Below are 17,044 nucleotides of genomic sequence, written 5' to 3' on the forward strand. Positions count from 1 at the left end.
CGCGGAACACCCCCCGGGGACGGGTCCCCCCGCCCCGGCGGGACCGCTTCCTCACCCCGCCCGGGACAGCAGGAGCGAGGAGTTCTGCCCGCCGAAGGCGAAGGAGTTCGACAGGGCCAGTCCCTCGGGCATCGGCTGCGGATCCCCCAGGAGCAGGTTGAGGTCGATGTCGGGATCCACGTCGTCCTTGCTCACGTTCAGGGTGGGGACGGCCACGCCCCTGGCGAGGCTGAGCAGGCACACGATCGCCTCCAGCGCGCCCGCCGCTCCGAGCGGATGGCCGTAGTACGACTTGGTCGACGACACCAGCGGCCGGTGCGGGAACAGGGACGCGATCGCCGACGCCTCCGTCCGGTCGTTGAGCTGCGTCGACGTGCCGTGCGCGTTGACGTATCCGACCTCGGACACCCCGTGGTCGGACCTCGGCGAGAACAGCCCCGCCATCGCACGGGTGACCCCGTCCAGGTCGGGGGCGAGCAGCGAGCCCGCGTCCGAGGTGCCGTGGTAGCCCACCACCTCGCCGAGGACGGGCGCGCCCCGCCGCCGCGCGTGCTCCCACGACTCCAGGACGAGGACCCCCGCGCCCTCCGCCATCACGAACCCCGAGCGGTTGCCGGAGAAGGGCACCGACGCGCTGTCGGGATCGGACGAGGAGGTCATGGCGCCCAGCTTCCTGAACGGTTCGAGGACCTGGTCGATGACACAGGCCTCGGCGCCTCCGGCGACGGCCACTTCCAGGTCGCCCGCGCGCACCCTCCGGAACGCCTCGCCGATCGCCACGCTGCCCGAGGCGCACGCGGAGGCGTAGCTGAGCGCCTCGCCCCGCAGTCCGAACTCGATGGAGATGTTCGCCGCGATCATGTTCATGAGCCCCTTGGGCACGATCAGGGGGGAGATCTCCCGTACCCCGTGGAGGGCCCCGTCACCGAACTCGGAGGCGAGGGTCTGCACGCCGCCGATCGAGCTGCCCATGAACAGGCCCGCCCCGTGGAGCACCTCGGGCAGATCGAGCAGGCCCGCGCCGGTCAGGGCCTCCTTCGAGGCGCGCAGCGCCAGGCGGGTGACCCGGTCGGTGTGGCGGCGGACGCGGGTGGGGAACCCCTCCTCCCAACCGTCGGGCACCCGGGCGACGAGGGTCACACCCTCGATGTCCGGTTCGGTGAAGTTCGTCCTGCCGTTGAGCAGCGATCCCCAGAACTCCTCCGTGTCAGCGCCGATCGGGCTCACCACGCCGGTACCGGTCACCACGACGCGTCGTTTCGTTTCGGACACCATCAACTCCTTCTCAGGCGGGATCGCGACCTGATGAGGACGACCGCGAAGAGCACGAGCACGGTCGAGCAGGTCAGGGCGAACGGCAGATAGGACGTGCTCGCGGGGACGAAGGTGACGAAGGTGGACATGATCCGGTCGAAGAACGCCCGGACCACGGCCGAGGCGGTGAACGCGGTCAGAGCGACGAGCGACACGACCAGGGGGACCGTGTAGCCGAACACCGCCCGGTTGAGGACGCCGGGCGAGTAGCCGTTCATCCGCATGATCCTGACGAACTCGCCCTGGGTGGCGAAGGTGAAGCGGTAGATGGACAGGAGCATGATGGCCAGGAGGGCCACCGCGATACCGATGAGCAGCGACACCTGGATGTTGATGATCTCGACGATGCTCTCCCCGGAGGAGGCGATGCTCTCCCGCGAGACCGAGGGGACCGCGTCGTGCAGGTCGGGATGGCGCGACCCGGTGAACACGACCGGGACGGACGGGGCCCGCGTTCCGGAGTCCTCGATCCGTTGGTCCTCGGGTACGTACACCAGCGCGGAGGTCGCGTTGTCGGTGACGGCGCCGACCTCCAGCGTGTACTCGGCCTCGCCCTCGATGTCGGTGAACCGGAGCTCGCTGCCCTCGCCCACCCCGTACTTGTCGGCGAACGCCTCGGTGACGGTGGGTCCGTCCACCTCACCGAAGAAGCGCGAGTCCGACGGTACGGAGAACACCATCTGCGCGACGTGCTCGTCGTCGTACAGGGTGGTGAGCCGGGCGGGCTCGTCCTCGTCCCTTTCCAGGCCCGCTTCGGCCACGGCGTCCGACAGCACGTACATGTACTCGTAGTCGGTGTCCGTTTCGAGCATCGCCACGTACTCGTCCACCGAGATCTTCAGCATGAACGAGAAGTTCACGAAGAGGCTGACGATCAGTACGAGCGCGACCAGGGACAGCGGCTCCCGGGGGTTGCGCAGGGCCTTGACCAGCCGTAGCCGCAGCCCGAAGTCGGGGATGAACCGCAGCCCCGAGGTGGACACACGGGGCTCCCGGCGTACCCTGCGGCGCTGGCGGGGCCTTCGGTGGACCATCCGGTAGCAGGCGTAGTCCACGAGGAGCAGCACGGCGAGGGTGACCAGGGAGACGGCGACCAGCACCGGGACGTCGACCGAGAGCGGCGGATAGTTGTAGAGCCTGCCGTTGATCGACATGATCGGTGTCGCCGCCACCGCCGTCAGGGCCGTGCACACGGCCCAGGCCGCGACGAGTGTGAGCACCGTCTCGACCCGGTAGTGCCCGCGCAGGCGGGAGGCGAGCCCGAGCCGCTCGAAGGTGGCGATGTCGCGCTGTTCCCTCCTGCGCGTCTCGAAGTGGTACACGGACACCAGGGCGACGATGATGGCCGTGAAGATGACGAAGATGAGCGCGGCCAGGTCGCGCGGGGCGGCGGAGTCCCCGATGACCTGCTGGATCCGGGAGTTGTTGTCCGAGTCGCGTATGAGCGAGGGAGCGTACTCGTCGATGACGGACGCGACGTCGGTGCGCTCGTCGAAGGAGAACTGCCGGGTCGCCTCGTCGAGGAACTCCGCGTCGAAGGTGTCGCCGGTGACGAACGCCATGCCGAAATCGTCCGCGTTCGGCTGGAGGACCAGTTCGCTGCTCTTGGTGGTCATGTAGTCGGGTGCGGTCGCGAAGCCGACCACTTCGAGGTCGAGGGACCCGACGGTGACGCGGTCGCCGACCTCCAGCCCGTGGGCGTTGGCGTACTGCTCGTCGAGCAGCACGTCGTCGTCGGCCTCCAGGTCCCGTCCGGCGACCACCGCGTGCAGGTTGATCGACTCCCGGGGAGGGAACAGCCGCAGCGTGGAGTCGTCCGGTCCCGGCACGTCGGCGCTGAGCACCGACTCCACTCCGTCGGCCACCTCGCCCCGTACCTGCTCCCCCTCCCCGTCGTCGGCGAGGAAGTACCCCTCCTCCTGGTTGTTCTCCTGGGCGAAGCGTTCGAGGTCGCCGAGCACGCTCGTGGACGCCACGAAGAAGGAGTTGCTCAGGGTGAACCCGATGACCGTGATGAGGAAGAGCGTCACGAGTTCGGGCCAGTTGCGTTTCGCTCGTCGACGCACACGCTTGCGCAGCGTGTCGCGGAGGGCGGGGCTCACCATGCGACCGACGAGGCGTCCACGGGGGCCAGGCCCCGGTCGTCGGAGACGACGCGGCCGTCGTGCAGGCGCACGACCTGGTGGGAGATCCCCGTGACCAGCTCGTTGTGCGTGATCATCACGATGGTGACACCGAACCGCAGGGTCAGGTCCTGGAGCACCGAGAAGACCTCGCGGGTCGACACCGTGTCGAGCGCGCCCGTGGGCTCGTCGCAGAACAGGATCGCGCACTCCTTGTTGAGCGCCCTCAGGATCGCGCACTTCTGCCGCTGGCCGCCGGAGCACTCACCGGGGAAGCTGTCCACCACGCCGCGCAGGTTCCAGCCGTCGATGAGCTCGTCCACCTTCGGGATGAGCGGCCGGTCGAGCACGATGTTCTCGTGGAGCGTCAGGTCCCCGACCAGGTTGTACTCCTGGAAGACGAACGCGATCTCGTCGCGGCGGAAGCGGTCGACCTCCCGGCGTGACAGGGAGTGGACGTCGCGGTCGGCGACGGTGACGGTGCCGGAGTCGATCCCCTCCAGACCGGACAGGCAGTTGAGGAGTGTGGACTTCCCGGACCCGGACGGGCCGAGGATGGTGCAGAGCGTCGCCTCCTCGATCTTCAGGGACACCCCCTTGAGCACGGTGGTGCCGTGCTCCCCGCCGACGGGGAACGACTTGACCAGGTTCTCCGCCGCGATCACGAGGCGCCCTCCGCCCGCCGCACGAGCAGGAAGTACGAGTAGTACATGCTGTCCGCCGGAACGATCTCCTCCACGGCCAGGCCGGCCTCCGAGAGCTGGTCCTGGAGCGTGCTCCAGTAGGCCACCGACCGGAAGTCCGACAGCACGCGGTTGAGGAGAGCCTCGGCCTTGACCAGGGAGTTGCCCACACCGGACAGGTAGAGCTGGATGCCCGGCACCGGGGAGGTCGAGCGCACGAGGACCTCCTGGACGTCCTCGAAGTCGGGGAAGTACTGGCCGATGACGTAGGTGCCCGTCGGCGACAGGACCTCACGGACCCTGCGGAAGAACGGGACGCGCTCCTCCTCGGGCATGTAGAAGATCATGAAGCTGCTCAGGACCATGTCGAAGCGGTCGGTGGTGTCGTGGTCGGTGAACCGGACCGATTCCACGCGTGTGTTCGGATGGCCGGACAGCCGCTCGCGTGTGGCGTCGGCGACCTTCACCTGGGGTTCCAGACCGACCATCCGTGCGGTGGGCAGGGTGGAGAGCACCGAGCTCATGTGCAGGCCGTCACCGCAGCCGATGTCCAGGACGGACGCGGGGGAGAGGCGGCGGCAGAGCCGTTCGAACGAGCGCTTCGTGTAGAGCTCGTAGGCCAGGGCCCCGAGGTCGGAGTAGAACTTCTCGGAGAAGGAGGGCGCGACCTGGGCGTCGAACCCCATGCCCTCCAGTTCGAGGATGTACCGGCTGAGGACGATCAGGTAGCGCACGTCCGGTCGGTGGAGCGGCCCGGTCTCCCCGTCCGCCTCGGCCTTGCGGATGAGCCCTCGGACGAACACGTAGTCCTTCTCGGCCTCGGCGCGCGGGCGCGTGGCCGAGTCGCCGCCGAAGCCGGGGAACCCGGTGGTGTAGGCGGGTTCGGGGACGACGGCGCCGTCCACCCGTGCGGCGACGCCCAGCTCCAGGGCGAGCCGGAGGAAGTCGTCGAGGATCCGGGGGTCGGTGTCCGGGCGCGCGGACAGGTCGCCGTCGGGGAACTCCCGGTCCATGAGGGTGAGCACGATGTGCCGGAGGAACCCCTGGAGCTTGGACAGGAGGAGGAGCTGGAGCAGGGGGCCGCCGCGCAGGCCCAGCCCGTTCGCCGCCGCCAGCGCCGCGCGGACGACGGGCGTCTGCCGGGAGCGGAGCGCCAGGTCGTGCCGCCTGAGGGCGATCTCGCTGTGCCTCATCGGGTGGCCTCCAGCTCGTTCAGCGCCTTGAAGGTCACCTCGAGGTCCTCCTCGGTGTGCAGGCGGGACAGGAAGAAGCGGAGCCTGGCCTCGTCCTCCCGGACCGCCGGGTGCAGGATGGGCGCCACGTTGATGCCGCTGACGTGCAGCTGTTCGGAGAACCTCAGGGCGAGGGCGGAGTCGCCGGTGATGAGCGGGACCACGGGCGTGCCCCCGCTCTTGCCCGTGTCCAGGCCCATGTCCCTCAGGGTGTCGAGGAAGCGCTGGGAGATCCCGTGCAGCTCGTCGATCCAGTGGGGGTTCTCCTGGCACAGGCGGATCGACTCCAGGGCCGCCGCGGTGTTGGCGGGGGTCATGCCCACGCTGAAGACGAAGCCGGGGAGGTTGTAGCGCAGGTACTCGACGAACCCTCGGCTTCCGGCGATGTAGCCCCCGCAGCTGTTGAAGGCCTTGCTGAGGGTGCCCATGTGGATGTCGACGCGGCGCGGGTCGACACCGAAGTGGCTGGCCACGCCGCGGCCCGCGCGCCCCACGGTGCCGATCGAGTGGGCTTCGTCGATCATGAGGAAGGCGTCGTGGTGCTCCTTGATCCGCAGCAGCTCCGGCAGGGGGCACAGGTCGCCGTCCATGCTGTAGACGCCCTCGACGACGATGACGACGTTGCGGAACCTGGGGCGCAGCCGTGCCAGCTCCTGCTCCAGGTTCTCCATGTCGTTGTGCTTGAAGGGCTTGCGTTTGGCGTCGGAGAGCAGCGCGCCCTGGATGAGGCTGTTGTGGGCCAGGGAGTCGTGGAGGATCAGGTCGTCCTCACCGAACAGGTTCCCGAGGATGTTGACGTTGGTGCTGTGTCCGCCGACCTGCACGAGCGCGTCGTCCACGCCGATGAAGTCGGCGATCGTGCGCTCCAGTTCCCCGTGGAGGCCGATCTCGCCGCCGATGAGCCTGCTCGCCGAGACCGAGGTCCCGTGCTCCGCGACGGCGTCGTCGACGGCCTTGCGGATACGGGGGTGGCCGTTGGTGCCGAGGTAGTTGTAGCTGGAGTAGTTCACGAACGTGCGGGCGCCGACACTGATCGTGTTCGCGGCGATCCCGCGGTAGGCGGCGAAGTAGGGCAGGTCCTCCTGTCCGCGGAGGAAGTCCCCGAACTGGACGATCTTCTCCATCCGTGCGATGCCCTCGGGAGCCGCGGGGGCGTCCGCCGGGGTGTCCTCGACCAGCGCGTGCAGACGGAGTTCGAGGTCGGCGTAGGTGATGTCGTCCTGGAAGTCCTCCCACGGGTCGATCGAGCGGATCTGGGGGTAGTTCTTGGCGAGGCTGGAGACGAGGTCCATGATCATGATCGAGTCGAACCCGAGGTCGTCGATCATGAGTTTTCCAGGGTCGATTTCGTGGGTTTCGTACGAGGCTATTTCGGCGACGGTCTTGAGTAGATCGGTACTCATGTTACTCGTGTGGCTCATGGGGGCTCCAAGTCGTTCTTCACGGCTTCTGAGACACGTGTTCGTGAATGTGTTCCGCTGCTGACGCCGCCCCGTCGACTCCGGAGAGGAGTTCGCGGAGGGTGCGTGCGCGGGAACGGGTGCGGGGGTCCGTGAGGACCTTCTCCACGGCATTGCGGAAAGAGGCTCCGGAAACGTCCTTGGGGGAGACGGCGACGGCGTTTCCGAAGCGGACGCAGTCCGCCACGTTCCACCGCTGCTCCATCTGCAGGCCGATTCCGACGAAGGGTTTTCCGGTCGTGACCGCGGTCTGCACGGTCCCCTCGCCCCCGTGGATCACGGAGGCGTCGATGAGGTCGCCGAGCAGGTGTGCGGGGAGGAGGTCGCGCACGTGGATGTTGTCCGCGACCTGGGGGAGGTCGCTCTCCTCCAGGTAGGAGGCGACGGGGGCGATGACGGTGACGGGCATCCGGGAGAGCTCGGTGAGGACCCGGAGCACCACTTCCCGGTTCCCGGAACTGCCCATGGCGAAGTAGACCACCGGGCGCTTCGCCCGCGCCGAGGCCTCGGCGACGCGGACCACGTCCGGAGGGATCTCCCGGTCGATCCGGGCGAAGACCGGGCCGACCAGGCGGTAGTTCGCGGGCATCCGGTAGGGGCGCAGGTAGCAGGAGAGGGAGGTGATCAGGTTGAGGTCGGCGTCGAGCGCCTGGATGGTGCGACCGGGCAGCCTGACCCCGTGCTCGCGCGCGACTGCCCGGAAGGCCGCGGGCTTGTAGGTGGTCACCCGGGCGGCCTCCCGCAGGAGCGCGGCGGCGCCGGTGTTGACCGCCCGGGGGAGCGGGCCGTCCCCTTCGGCGAGCGGCAGCGACCGCGTCTGGAGGATGTGGGGCCAGCTGTAGGCGAAGGGCTTGACGTAGACGAGCGGCACGCCGGCGGCACGGGCGGAGACGAACTGGCTGAGCGTCGTGCCGATCACGACCGCCGCCGGGCGGAGCGTGCCGATGAGGGCGAGTTCACTGGCGACGCGGGTGCGGAGCATCGCGGCGGTGAAGGGGTGCCGGACCGCCTTCCCCTGGTCGACGCGGATCAGCTGGTCCGCGTCCTCGTCGGTCAGCGCGGGGGCCAGGCGGTGAAACGTGAACCCGGCCTCTTCAATGAGGCCGGAGTATCTTTCGGAATACCCGGAAAAGACGCATTCATATGTTTCACGGAGGTGTTTCGCCACCTCGATGGACCGGGTTGTCTCCGCGAGATTGAATGTCTCGGGGGCGAACAATATAACGCGCACCAGTAAACGCACCTAAGCAAAATTTATGGGACGTCCACGAAAGTAGCATTGGCGAATATAAGCGTCAAATGTGACGCGTATCACACTAAAAGTCTCATGTTTTGGAGGGCCAGGTGGGGAAGGCGTGGGGCAGGGGCGTTGCGTCGGGCCGGTGCGTGTTCCCTGGTGAAGGTTTTCCGTCCTCGGGGCGGAGGAATCGGTGGATTCACGTTCTGCTGTCACTTCTTGCAGTATTTCGACCACGAAGAGAAATGTTGGATTCGCGTTTCTCGCTTTTCCGCGGTCATGTTGCGCGCTTGTTACCGCGGGGCGGCTTCACTGTGCCACTGCCGGGGCGCGGGGGTGTTCGCACCGGTGCGCCGCCGGGCGGCGGGTGGGAGCGCGGCGTTCGGGGCGCGCCGATTCCCCGGTTCCCGTCCCACCGGTCGGCCACCGGGGCTCCCGTCGCGCGTCCCACGGGGGGCGAGGCGCCCGGTCGGGTCCGCCCGGGCCCCGGGCCAGCGGATCGGACGGGTCCGCCCTCGGAGGGTCCGGAGGAGGGCGGGGCGCGTGGTGTCCGCGCCGGACGGACCGGTGGGGACGGCCAGGGCTCCGAACAGGGCGGACGCGGTTGTCCACAGGCTTTCTGCGGCGAATCCGCCCAACGCCTAACCTGGCCGGAGCAGAGGAAACGACGTCTGGGGGACAGCGATGACGGGACGGTACGGAGGAGGCCAGGGGCGCCGGTACGGGGGCCGCGGGGGCCGCGGCGGCGGGCGCGGGCCCGAACCCGAGCCGATCCGCGGAGTCCGCGACGAGGCCCGGCTCTCCGAGGAGCTCCTGCGCATGGACGGCGCCTCCTACGGCCGCTACAAGTCACTCAGGGGCGACTGGGACTTCGGCGACTTCACCCTGACCGTGCAGCGGGTCCAGGCCGACCCCTTCGCACCGCCCTCGCGGGTGCGCGTGCTCATCCCGGACGCCGGCGTCCCCAAGAGCGCCTGGGGCGACCCGGTGCGCCGCCGCGCCACCGCCGACTACCTGGGGCGGCGCGCCCGCCGGCTCCTGCGCGGATCGCTGCTCAGGATCGACACCGGCGGCCAGGAGGTGATCGAACGCTCCTCCTGCCAGCTCACCGACGGCGGTATCGACCTGCGCATCGGCATCGACCTGCCCGGCCACGGCCGCCGCATCGACGGACGCACCGCCGAGCGGGAGCTGTGCCGCACCCTGCCCCGCCTGGTGGACGACCTGGACTGGGAGGAGGTCGACGCCGAGGAGGCCGCGGCCTTCGCCGACACCGTCGCCGACACGGTCGCCCTTCGCTCCCAGCTGGAGGAGAGGGGCCTGGTGGCCTTCGTCGCGGACGGCGCCGTGCTGCCCCGGCGCAGCGGTGTCAGCGACGAACCCATGACAGGCGGCGCCGTGCCCTTCGCCTCCCCCGAGGGCCTGCGGGTCAGCGTCGACCTGCCGCACCGGGGCACGGTGAGCGGCATGGGCGTGCCCGAGGGCATCACCCTCATCGTCGGCGGCGGCTTCCACGGCAAGTCCACCCTGCTGCACGCCCTGGAGCGCGGCGTCTACGACCACGTTCCCGGCGACGGCCGCGAACTGGTGGTGACCAGGGGCGACGCCGTCAAGATCCGCGCGGAGGAGGGCCGCAGGGTCGAACGCGTGGACGTGAGCCCCTTCGTGCGCAACCTGCCCACCGGCGCCGACACGAGCGACTTCCGCACCGAGAACGCCTCCGGGTCCACCTCGCAGGCGGCCAACATCTGCGAGGCGGTCGAGGCGGGGGCGCGCACCCTGCTGGTGGACGAGGACTCCACCGCCACCAACCTGATGATCCGCGACGAGCGCATGCAGGCCCTCGTGCACGGTGACCGGGAGCCCCTCGTCCCCTTCATCGACCTCGTCCGGCCCCTGCGTCGCGAGCACGGGGTGTCCACGGTCCTGGTCATGGGCGGCAGCGGCGACTACTTCGACGTCGCCGACCACGTCGTCATGCTCGACGCCTACCACCCGCACGACGTCACCGAACGGGCCCGCGAACTCGCCCGCGAGCGCGTGGACGCGGACTTCGCCCTGCCGCGCCCCCGCGTGGTCGATCCCGCCTCCGTGGACGACGGCACCTCGCGGGGCCGGGGCCGGATCAAGCGCCGCGACATGGACGTGCTGGTGTTCGGCGACCACGACGTCGATGTGCGTGCGGTGGAGCAGTTCGTCGACCCCGGGCAGATCACCGGTGCCGGGCTGGCCCTGCGCGAGCTGGTCGCCGGACGCCACCTGGACGGCGGCCGCACCCTCGCCGAGGCGCTCGACTCCCTGGAGGAGGCCCTGGACAGAAGGGGCGTCACCCTGCTGGGCTCCGACTTCGGCGGCGACTACGCCCTGCCGCGCCGCTTCGAGGTAGCCGCCGTCCTCAACCGGCTGCGCTCGCTGCTGGTGGCCGACCTGCACTGAGCCGAGGTGGCGGGGCCGGGGTGTGGCGGTCCTCTCATGCCCCGGTTGCAGGAAGCTCCCTCCACCGGTCGGGGTTGGTAGGGGTGTGGGCGAGCGTCCTCGCACGGCTCCACCGGCCGGGGTTCCCTTTCCGCGCCGACCGGTGGCGGTGGTGTCGTGGGGCGTGAGCGCCCTCGCACGGCTCAGTCGGTGGGCTGGTGGGTCGGTATTCTGGAGAAGCAGGGCACAGCCTCCCAGGCGGTGCGAATCGGGCCTCCCCGGCCGTACCCCGGCGCCCGACCGCCGCGCGAGCGCGGCCCTGTGATCCCGACCAGTTTTGGAGACGAGAACCCGGTGCGTGATTCCGCAGATCTGTACGAACTCCACCCAGGCTTCGAGGATGTCGCCGGCCTGGCGATGCTGGTCTGTCTGGACGGCTTCGTGGACGCCGGACACGCCGGGCGCCAGCTGATCACGTCGCTGTTCGAACGGTTCACCGCGGAGGAGGTCGCGACCTTCGACGCCGACCGCCTCGTGGACTACCGCTCGCGCCGTCCGACGATGACCTTCGTCGAGAACACCTGGACCGCCTACGACGCGCCCAAGATCGCCCTGTACCGGCTGCACGACGACGAGGGCGCCCCCTTCCTGGTCCTGCACGGCCCGGAGCCGGACCGCGAGTGGGAGGCCTTCGCCGCCGCCGTGGGCCGCCTCGTCGACCACTTCTCCGTCACGCTGTCCGTCAGCGTCCACGGCATCCCCATGGCGGTCCCGCACACCCGGCCGGTCACGGTCACCCCGCACTCCACCCGCCCCGAGCTGGTCGAGGGGCACACCCCGTGGATCGGCCGCGTCGAGGTGCCCGGCAGCGCCACCTCACTGCTGGAGTACCGGCTCGGCGAGCGGGGCCACGACTTCGTGGGCTACGCCGTCCACGTGCCCAGCTACCTGGCCCAGGCCCAGTACCCGCGCGCGGCCATCGCCGCCGCCGAGTACGTGGCCGGGGCCACCGGCCTGGCCCTGGCCACCACGGAGATGGAGGAGGTCGCCGCGGCGACCGACGTCGACATCGCCGAACAGGTCATGGCCTCCGAGGAGATCCAGCGCGTCGTGGCCAACCTGGAGCGCCAGTACGACGACATCATGTCCTCCCGGACCGACCCCGAGGAGCGTCCCACGCTCCCGCTGGCCGACGACGACGCCCAGCTGCCCACCGCCGACGAGCTCGGCGCCGAACTCGAACGCTTCCTCGCCGAGCGCGAGGGCGAGGGAAACGGATGACCGTGTTCTACCAGATGCTCTTCCGCTCGGTCCTGCGCCACATGGACGCGGAGAAGGTCCACAGGCTCAGCTTCGCCGCGCTGCGCGGCGTGACCTCCCTGCCCGCCGTGGCCTCCGCCATGAAAGGCGTGCTCGGGCCGCGCGAGCCGGAGCTGACCGTGCACGCCCTCGGGCAGGAGTTCCCCGGCCCGCTGGGGCTCGCGGCCGGTTTCGACAAGAACGCGGAGAGCCCCTCCGGGCTGGCGGCGCTCGGCTTCGGCTTCGTGGAGGTGGGCACCGTCACCGCCCAGCCCCAGCCGGGCAACCCGCGGCCGCGCCTGTCCCGGCTGGTGGCCGACCGCGCGATCGTCAACCGCATGGGCTTCAACAACGAGGGGTCGGCCCTGGTCGCAGAACGCCTCCACCACCGGCGCGGCGGCCGCCGTCCCGTGCTCGGCGTCAACATCGGCAAGACCAAGGTCACGCCCGAGGAGGAGGCCCCCGCCGACTACGCCCTCAGCGCCCGGCGCCTGGCCCGCTACGCCGACTACCTGGTGGTCAACGTCAGCTCGCCCAACACCCCCGGGCTGCGCAACCTCCAGGGCGTGGAGCGGCTGCGCCCGCTCCTGGCCGCCGTGCGCGAGGCCATGGCCGAGGCCGGTCGCCCGGACCTGCCCCTCCTGGTGAAGATCGCCCCCGACCTCGCCGACGAGGACGTCGACGCCGTCGCCGACCTCGCGCTGGCCGAGGGACTCGACGGCATCATCGCCACCAACACCACCATCTCCCGTGAGGGCCTGACCACCCCCGCGGCGCAGGTGGAGGCGGCCGGTGCGGGCGGCCTGTCCGGCGCCCCCCTCAAGCGGCGCTCCCTGGAGGTGCTGCGCCGCCTGCGCGCCCGTGTGGGCGACCGGGTGACCCTGATCGCCGTCGGCGGCATCGAGACGCCCCTGGACGCCTGGTTCCGCATCCGGGCGGGGGCCAGCCTCGTGCAGGGCTACACCGGCCTCATCTACGGCGGTCCGCTCTGGCCCCGCCGCATCAACCGCGGCCTCGCCCGGCTGGTGCGGGCCTCCGGCCACCGTTCCATCAACGAGGTCGTCGGAGCCGACGTCCCCTCCCCGGCCGCCCCGGCGGCCGACACCGGGCAGGGGGCGGACCCCGCCGCGGCCACAGCCAAGGGCTGAGCCCGCCGCCGGAGCCCGGGTCCGCGGACCCGCCACCGACGAACGGACCCGCGGTTCCGCCTCCCGGGGCCGCGACCGCCACCCAGGGGCGCGACGCGGCCGCACGGACGCGGCGGCCGGTGGGACCCTTCCCACCGGCCGCCGACACGCGTGCCCCGTCGCCCGCGGACCTCAGGAACCGGCGGGCGCGGACAACCCCTCGGGCGGGTAGCTCTTCCCGGCCTCCGGGCCGTCGTAGACCTGGCTGACGGTCGCGAACTCGTACCCGTCGGCCCGCAGCCGCTCGATGATCTCCGGGACCGCGGCCAGGGTCGGCTCCAGGGTGTCGTGCAGCAGTACCACGCCCCCGGGGCGGGCGCCGTCCACCACGCTCTCCACGACCTCGTCGCGGCTCATGCCGGTCCAGTCCTTGCTGTCCTGGCTCCACAGGATCTCGGCCATGCCCTGACGGCCGATCTCCCCCAGCACCTCCGGTGAACTGTCGCCGAACGGCGGCCGGAACAGCTCCACGGTGTGGCCCGTCTGGCGGCGCACCATCGCGCTCACCGCGGCCACCTGGTGGACCAGTTCCTCCCCCTCGAAGGCATCGGGCATGCGTTCGTGCAGGTGGTTGTGGCTGCCGATCTCGTGCCCCTCGGCGTAGGCGCGCCGGATCACGCTGGGCCGGGTCAGCGCCGGGTTGCCGTTGAGGAAGAAGGTGGCCGCGACCTCCTCCTCCGCCAGCAGGTCCAGCAGCCGCGGAGTCGTCGCCACCGGTCCGTCGTCGAAGGTCAGCGCGATGCACTTGGCCCCGGCGCAGTCCAGGTCGGGGTCTCCCGCCGAGACCGCCCCCGGCACCGGCGGGTCGGCCGGGGGCTCGGCGTCGGGGGCCTCCACGGCCAGCACGGGCTCCTCCGCCATGGCGGCCTCCCGCGCCCGCTCGCCCAGGCCGGACAGCAGGGGCGCGGCCTCCTCGGCGGGCACCACCGCGACCATCCGCCCCGGCTCCGAGGACGGGGGGTGGCCCTCCACGATCGGGGACAGGTGCCCGTCGTCGAACTCCACCACCAGGTCCCCGTCGCCGTTGAACCCCATCGAGTCGTAGGTGCGCATCACCGGTTGCAGCCCCCGCGCGTCCACCGCCTCCTCGTCGGCGAACGAGGCGCGGACGATCCCGTTGAGCTCCCGGAGCGCCGCGTCGTCGGCCAGCAGCTCCGTGGAGTAGGCGGTGTGGCCGGTGGACGCGTCGTACCAGTACGTCCCGTACCCCCGGCGCAGGCCGTGGAAGTCCTCCTCGGTGCGCACCAGGCGCACGCCCAGCACCCCGTCCCCGGCGGCGACCACCTCCCAGTCGACGCCCAGACTCACCGGATCCCGGCTGGCGCCCCGGTAGTCCCGCACCTCCTGGTCCACCCGGGCGGCCAGTTCCTCGGCGAAGGCGTCGGCACCCGAGAACACCGGGTAGGCGACGTCGATCGTGAGCCCCTCGGGCTTGTACGGGTGGTCCTCGAAGTCGGAGGCGTCCCCGCGCCACTCGGTGACCCCGTCCCCCGGCTCCGCCGCCACCACCGTGATCAGTTCCGGGTCCTCACCGCCCCCGGAGGCGATCCCCTCGGTGCCGCACGCGGCCAGGGGCAGGACCAGTGCGACCAGCGCCGCCCCGGGCCACCGGGCTCTGCGTTCCCACGGCCGGTTCCCCCCGGCCCCGGGGCAGGGGGCGGCCTCGTTCGGGTGGACTCGAGTCGACGACAACACCGGACTCCCTCATCCCTCAGCGGGTGGCCAACACGGCTGCTGCTGGGAGCAACATAGGGGACGCCGTCACCCGTCCCGGAGCGGTGACCACATGTGGTCACCGCTCCGGGACGGGCAGCGCGCCGGAGACCGGGAACACCCGTGCGGGTCGTCCTTTCCGTCCCCACCCGGTGCTCCGCACCCCGTGCGTCCCACCGGCCGCGGCCCCGAAGCCCTCCCGGGGCCATCCTCACCCGGAACCGCCCGCCGCGCCGTGACGCCGCGCCCTTCAGGCCTCCTCGGAAGCCTCCTCGGCCCCCTCAGCGGGCTCACCGGCCTCCTCGGAGGGGTCGGCGTCCTCCTCCGGGGCGTCGGGGACCCCGTCCATGTAGCTCTGGCCGGGGGTCGTGGTCCCCAGCAGCTGGGACACCGTGACCATGGTGTACCCCTGCTCGTCCAGTTCCCGGATGGCCGTGCGGGAGGCGTCGACGGTGGTGCCGTGGATGTCGTGCATGAGGATGATCGCCCCGTCCGAAGCGCCCTCCAGCACCCGGTCGTGGATCACCGAGGCCTTGCGGTCCTTCCAGTCGAGGGTGTCCACGCTCCACAGGATCTGGGCCAGGCCCATGTCCGCGGTCACCGAGGCCACGCCCTCGTCGGTCGAGCCGTAGGGCGGGCGCATGAGGTTCATGGTGTAGCCGGTCTCGCGGTACACCAGCGCCTGCACGACGTCCAGGTCCGCGCGCACCCCTCCCGCGCCCAGACCGGCCAGGTCGGGGTGGTTCAGGGTGTGGTTGGCGATCTCGTGCCCCTCCGCGTAGGCGCGCCGCACCGTGTGCGGGTGCTCCATGACGGGGTTGCCGGTGACGAAGAACGTGGCCCGCGCGTCGTACTCGGCGAGGGCGTCCAGCAGTTCGGGGGTGCGCCCGCCGGGCCCGTCGTCGTAGGTCAGCGCCACGCACTTGGTTTCGGGGTCGGAGCAGTCGACCTCGGGGTCCACCGCGGGCACCTGCCCGGGCACGGCGCCCTCCTCCTGGCCGTCCTTGTCGGCCTGGGGCGGGGCGGCGATGGAGAAGTCCTCCACGCCCACGGTCGCGGCGTCGCGCACGCGCAGGCCCAGCTCGGACAGCAGGCCCTCGGCCTCACCGGCGGCGACCACCGCGCGCGTGCGGCCCTCCTCCGCCGGGGCGACCTGCCCGGCGTCGAACTCCACGACCAGGTCGCCGTCGGGGTTGAAGCCCACCGAGTCGTACAGGGAGCTGATCGGGTGGACGACGCCGGGGTCGGCCGGGCCCTCCCCGCCCTCCCCGCTTCCGACGGCGCCGCGCACCAGGCCGTTGAGCTCCTCCAGCTGCTCCTGGCCGCCGACCAGTGCGGCGGAGGGGTGGTGCGCCGCGGTCTCGGTGTCGTACCAGTAGGTGGTGTACCCCTCCCGGGACCCCTCGGAGTCGGTCTCCACCCGGGTCACGCGGACCCCCAGCAGGCCGTCGCGCGCCGCGGTCAGGTTCCACCCCGCCTCGAAGGAGACCGCGCCGGGGTTGGCGGCCTCGAAGGCGTGCACCTCGTCGGTCAGCTCACGCTCCAGGAAGTCGGCCAGCGGCTCGGCGTTGGGGATCACCGGATAGGTCACCGCGACGGAGATCTCCCCGTCGTAGGGCAGTTCGGCCTCCTCCAGGCCCGCCACCGCGGCCGCGTCCACCTCGGTGAGCCCGTCGGGCTCACCGGAGGCCGGGGGCGACGGCTCGCTCTCGGAGACCGGCGCTCCATGCGTCCGCGGCCCGGGCTCGGGCTCCCCGGAGGAGCGGGTGGCCAACAACACCATGCCCGCCAGGACCGCCAGGGCTACCACGACCGTGATCAGGGGGTGGTCCGGTGCCATGGCGAGGCGGGACTGCTTACTCACGAGGGAATCTCCACGTTCATCGCTCAGACGAACGTCCGCGGGGAGCAGAGGGGAGCTCACCCGCGCAACGCTTGACTTCGTGTGTGACGCCGGTCGAAGGACGGGGGTTCTCACCGTCCGGGCCGGGCGCATGGGGCCGCACGCCGGGTACAGGGGCGAAGGGGGCCCTCCCTATACTTGCAGCCGTGGAAGGTACATGATCCACCCCCGCGTCCCGGGTCCGGCCCGGAACGGGCGGGGCGGAACCATGTCGCAAGAGGGAACCCGGTGCGAGTCCGGGACTGCCCCGCAGCGGTATGGGGGAACGAACGTCGCCATGAGCACTGGTAGTGCCGGTCGCGGAGACCGCACACCGGGAAGCGGCGGCCAGTAGGAGGAGCGGTGTCGGCACCGCCCGCGCCCCCGAGTCCGAAGACCTGCCTCCACCCGGCGACGCACCCGCGGCGCCGGTGGTCCCGCGCCCCGAGGGAGGGCCGGAGGCGGTGGCAGGTCCGGTGCGCGCCCGCGGCGCGTCCGT

The 17,044-nt window shown here is 71.1% G+C and carries 11 protein-coding genes and 1 riboswitch; of the genes, 3 read left to right on the plus strand and 8 right to left on the minus strand.

The window, feature by feature from the left end:
- Nucleotides 1–51 precede the first annotated feature (51 nt).
- The 6 genes from NDAS_RS03950 to NDAS_RS03975 form a co-directional block, all read right to left on the minus strand.
- Complete coding sequence (locus tag NDAS_RS03950; protein ID WP_013151842.1) at nucleotides 52–1,275, minus strand: beta-ketoacyl-[acyl-carrier-protein] synthase family protein; 1,224 nt, start codon at nucleotides 1,273–1,275, stop codon at nucleotides 52–54.
- Nucleotides 1,275–3,380 carry an ABC transporter permease family protein gene (locus NDAS_RS03955; RefSeq protein ID WP_232051637.1) on the minus strand — a complete coding sequence of 702 codons (2,106 nt, stop codon included), beginning with the start codon at nucleotides 3,378–3,380 and terminating at the stop codon, nucleotides 1,275–1,277. Before NDAS_RS03955 ends, NDAS_RS03950 begins: the two co-directional genes overlap by 1 nt.
- 32 nt (nucleotides 3,381–3,412) lie before the next feature.
- Nucleotides 3,413–4,102, minus strand: coding sequence for an ABC transporter ATP-binding protein (locus NDAS_RS03960; protein WP_013151844.1), 690 nt, complete (start codon nucleotides 4,100–4,102; stop codon nucleotides 3,413–3,415).
- Nucleotides 4,099–5,313 (minus strand): SAM-dependent methyltransferase, encoded by a 1,215-nt coding sequence (locus NDAS_RS29505; protein ID WP_013151845.1) that lies wholly within the window; start codon nucleotides 5,311–5,313, stop codon nucleotides 4,099–4,101. Before NDAS_RS29505 ends, NDAS_RS03960 begins: the two co-directional genes overlap by 4 nt.
- Nucleotides 5,310–6,680: an aminotransferase class I/II-fold pyridoxal phosphate-dependent enzyme gene (locus NDAS_RS03970; protein WP_117199296.1), complete on the minus strand. Its 1,371-nt coding sequence runs from the start codon at nucleotides 6,678–6,680 to the stop codon at nucleotides 5,310–5,312. The genes NDAS_RS29505 and NDAS_RS03970 overlap by 4 nt, the downstream gene beginning before the upstream one ends.
- A 112-nt stretch (nucleotides 6,681–6,792) precedes the next feature.
- Nucleotides 6,793–7,980, minus strand: a complete 1,188-nt coding sequence (locus NDAS_RS03975; protein WP_232051638.1) for a glycosyltransferase — start codon at nucleotides 7,978–7,980, stop codon at nucleotides 6,793–6,795.
- 753 nt (nucleotides 7,981–8,733) lie between these two features.
- On the opposite strand from NDAS_RS03975, the gene NDAS_RS03980 reads away from it, so the two are divergent.
- The 3 genes from NDAS_RS03980 (at nucleotide 8,734) to NDAS_RS03990 (ending at nucleotide 12,911) form a co-directional block, all read left to right on the plus strand.
- The gene (locus tag NDAS_RS03980) at nucleotides 8,734–10,485 is read left to right on the plus strand and encodes an ABC-ATPase domain-containing protein (RefSeq protein ID WP_013151848.1); all 1,752 of its coding nucleotides are present in this window, start codon (nucleotides 8,734–8,736) and stop codon (nucleotides 10,483–10,485) included.
- Between the two features lie 333 nt (nucleotides 10,486–10,818).
- Complete coding sequence (locus NDAS_RS03985; protein ID WP_041552322.1) at nucleotides 10,819–11,745, plus strand: proteasome assembly chaperone family protein; 927 nt, start codon at nucleotides 10,819–10,821, stop codon at nucleotides 11,743–11,745.
- Nucleotides 11,742–12,911, plus strand: coding sequence for a quinone-dependent dihydroorotate dehydrogenase (locus NDAS_RS03990; protein ID WP_013151850.1), 1,170 nt, complete (start codon nucleotides 11,742–11,744; stop codon nucleotides 12,909–12,911). The genes NDAS_RS03985 and NDAS_RS03990 overlap by 4 nt, the downstream gene beginning before the upstream one ends.
- Before the next feature lie 171 nt (nucleotides 12,912–13,082).
- Here NDAS_RS03990 and NDAS_RS03995 read toward each other — a convergent pair whose 3' ends face one another.
- A complete protein-coding gene (locus NDAS_RS03995; protein ID WP_041552325.1) occupies nucleotides 13,083–14,642 on the minus strand; it encodes a polysaccharide deacetylase family protein in 1,560 nt (519 codons plus the stop codon).
- Between the two features lie 271 nt (nucleotides 14,643–14,913).
- The gene (locus NDAS_RS04000; protein WP_041552329.1) at nucleotides 14,914–16,503 is read right to left on the minus strand and encodes a polysaccharide deacetylase family protein; all 1,590 of its coding nucleotides are present in this window, start codon (nucleotides 16,501–16,503) and stop codon (nucleotides 14,914–14,916) included.
- Between the two features lie 281 nt (nucleotides 16,504–16,784).
- Nucleotides 16,785–16,945: riboswitch (cobalamin riboswitch) on the plus strand.
- Nucleotides 16,946–17,044 lie beyond the last annotated feature (99 nt).

The sequence above is a fragment of the Nocardiopsis dassonvillei subsp. dassonvillei DSM 43111 genome (genome assembly GCF_000092985.1).
Taxonomy (GTDB): Bacteria; Actinomycetota; Actinomycetes; order Streptosporangiales; family Streptosporangiaceae; genus Nocardiopsis; species Nocardiopsis dassonvillei.